This window comes from Microbacterium sp. HMWF026, from assembly GCF_003061325.1.
GTDB lineage: Bacteria > Actinomycetota > Actinomycetes > Actinomycetales > Microbacteriaceae > Microbacterium > Microbacterium testaceum_E.
On the sequence record NZ_QAJB01000217.1, the window covers coordinates 1 to 1,446 of the forward strand.

Consider the following 1,446-nt stretch of genomic DNA (forward strand, 5'->3'; position numbering starts at 1 on the left):
ACGGCATCCGAGATCCGGGCGATGCTGCGCGAACGGCTGGCGGGGGTGACGACGGTCGCCGTGACGCACGACGCGGTCGATGCCGCCGCTCTCGCCGACCGTCTGCTGATCGTCGAGCGCGGGCGCGTGACGCAGGCCGGCACGGTTCGTGACGTGCTGTCGGCCCCGGCGACCGAGGTGGCGGCGAAGATCGCCGGTCTCGAGCGGATCGTGGGTGCGACGCGCGACGGCGGGTGGGAGCGCGGGGGCCTGCGTCTGGAGTCGGCGGATGCCGCTTCGCGCGCGCTCGCGGCGGCGGACGGCCGGACGCTGGCCGCGGTCTTCCGCGCGGTCGACGTGCGCCTCGGGCGAGGGGCGCCGGCGACGGTGTCGCACCTCGAGCCCACCCCGGCCGGGGTGCGCGTGGTCACGGACGTCGCCGTCGCCGAGGTGTCGCCGGTCGAGGCCGCGGCGCTGCGCGCCGGCGACGTGGTGCACCTGTCGGTCCCGCCGGATCGCGTGCGCTTCGTCGCGGCATCCTGACCCGCCCCTCCGGCCTATCGAGTGTCCAGAACACCCGGACGCGTCGCGAAACCGTCCGGGTGTCGTGGACACTCGATCGAAGGTGCAGAGCCGCGCGCCCGACGGGCCCGGGCGATCAGGCGACGACGCGACCGCCCTCCATCCGCACCTCGCGGTCGACCAGGCCCGGGGGGACGTCGACGTGCGACACGAGCACCGCCGCCTGATCGTCCTCGACCGCGCCGAGCAGGTCGAGCAGAAGGGCATCGGATGCCGCGGGGTCCACGCCCGCGGTCGGTTCGTCGAGCACCAGCACCGGAAAACCGCGCAGCAGCGCGCGGGCGAGGGCCAGGCGCTGCGCCTGTCCGCCCGAGACGAGTCCGCCGCGATCGCCCACGCGCGCGTCGAGTCCTCCGCGTTGGCGCGCCCAGTCGCTCAGGCCCACCCGGGAGAGGACGCCCCAGAGGTCGGCGTCGGTCGCGGTGTCGCGCGCGAAGAGCAGGTTCTGCCGCACCGACTCGTCGAACAGGTAGGGGGACTGCTCGATTAGTCCGACCGTGCGGCGCAGGTCGTCGCCCGAGAGCTCGCGCGCCTCGACCCCGCCGACGCGGAACGAACCGTCGTAGTCCAGGAAGCGGGCGAGCACGTGCGCCAACGTCGTCTTGCCGGCGCCGCTGGGTCCGCTGACGAGCACCCGCTCGCCGGGGCCGACGCGCAGCGACACGTCGTGAAGGCGCCCCGCGTCGTCGTCGGCTTCGCCGCGGGCGGGCCAGTGCGCGCCGAGCCCGCTCAGCTCGATCCCGGTACCCAGGGCCGGGGCGCGACCGGTCGCCGCCGGCTCGTCGCGGGGCAGGCCCTCGGGGACCGTCGCCGGCACGGCATCCGCGATCCGCTCCGCCGCCGAGCGCACCTGCCGCCACGACGCGAGAGCGAGCGGTACCGGGC

1 protein-coding gene and 1 pseudogene are annotated in these 1,446 nt (G+C 75.9%); one reads left to right on the top strand and one right to left on the bottom strand.

The genetic code is table 11. The annotated features are described in order from the left end of the window. A pseudogene (locus tag DBR36_RS08910) lies at positions 1-522 on the top strand (ABC transporter ATP-binding protein); the annotation flags it as partial. Positions 523-637: 115 nt separating this feature from the next. Here DBR36_RS08910 and DBR36_RS18305 read toward each other — a convergent pair. Then, on the bottom strand, positions 638-1,446 hold an 809-nt coding region (locus DBR36_RS18305; protein ID WP_258222668.1), incomplete at its 5' end, for an ATP-binding cassette domain-containing protein.